Origin of the sequence: Nocardia sp. NRRL WC-3656 (genome assembly GCF_000720265.1) — a bacterium.
Taxonomy (GTDB): Bacteria; Actinomycetota; Actinomycetes; order Mycobacteriales; family Mycobacteriaceae; genus Nocardia; species Nocardia nova.
Genome location: NZ_JOJF01000087.1, coordinates 1 through 1,351 on the forward strand (window position 1 = coordinate 1; position 1,351 = coordinate 1,351).

Sequence of the window (1,351 nt, forward strand, 5' to 3'; positions counted from 1 at the left end):
AGAGGGTGGTCACCGCGTGATCCTTCAAAAGACCGCCAAGTCACTTGAAGGAAAGAAAGTTCACGCGATGACCTCTGTCCAGCCTATCGACCCGTCCAAACTGCTGTCGGACCAACTCGCCGTCGCGAGCCCGGACCTGCTGCGCGAGATGATGTCGACGTTCATCCAGGCTCTGATGAGCAACGAAGCCGACTCGATGTGCGGCGCCGGCTACGGCGAACGCTCCGACGACCGCGTCAACTCCCGAAATGGTTACCGCCACCGCGATTTCGACACCCGCGTCGGCACTATCGACGTCGCGATACCGAAACTGCGTTCGGGCTCCTATTTTCCGGATTGGCTGCTCGAACGACGCAAGCGCGCCGAACGCGCCCTCACCAGCGTGGTGGCCACCTGCTATCTGCTCGGCGTGTCAACCCGGCGCATGGAGAAACTGGTCGAATCACTCGGTGTGACAAAGCTTTCCAAATCGCAGGTGTCGATCATGGCCGCCGAGCTCGATGCCCAGGTCGAAGCGTTCCGGACCCGACCACTGGATCAAGGCCCGTACACGTTCGTCGCCGCCGACGCCCTGGTGCTGAAAGTGCGTGAGAACGGACGCGTGGTCAACGTGCACGCTCTCGTCGCGACCGGCGTCAATGCCGATGGCTATCGTGAAATCCTCGGCATCCAGGTCACCAGCGGCGAGGACGGCGCCGGCTGGCTGGCGTTCTTCCGCGACCTGGTCGCGCGCGGCCTGTCCGGAGTCAGCCTGGTGACCTCCGACGCGCACGCCGGGCTGGTCGCCGCAATCGGCGCGACCCTGCCGGGCGCGGCCTGGCAACGATGCCGCACGCATTACACGGTGAATCTGATGTCGATCACCCCGAAATCGTCGTGGCCGTGGGTGCGGACTCTGCTGCACTCGGTGTTCGACCAGGCCGACGCCGAATCGGTTGGCGCCCAATATGACCGGATGCTCGACGCGCTCGGCGAGAAGCTCCCGAAGGTCGCTGCTCACCTCGACGCTGCACGCGCGGATCTGCTGTCGTTCACCGCGTTCCCGAAACAGATCTGGCGCCAAATCTGGTCGAACAATCCTCAGGAACGGTTGAACAAGGAAATCCGCAGGCGCACAGACGTCGTCGGGATATTCCCGGACCGCCAAGCCATCATCCGCCTCGTCGGCGCGGTCCTGGCCGAGCAGCACGATGAATGGATCGAAGGCCGACGCTACCTCGGCCTCGACGTCCTGGCCCGATCCCGCGGCCTCACCGACCCCAGCGAACAGGAGGACACCCCAGCACTGACCGCCTGACCGACCAGGATCACGCGGCAATCACCCCGATACACCACGCAATTGGACTTGACC

The 1,351-nt window shown here is 64.0% G+C and carries 1 protein-coding gene; it reads left to right on the forward strand.

The features are described 5' to 3' along the window. Positions 1 to 67 precede the first annotated feature (67 nt). On the forward strand, positions 68 to 1,297 hold the full coding sequence (locus tag IG65_RS0133920) for an IS256 family transposase (protein WP_030519005.1): 1,230 nt from the start codon (positions 68 to 70) through the stop codon (positions 1,295 to 1,297). The last annotated feature ends 54 nt before the right edge of the window (positions 1,298 to 1,351 follow it).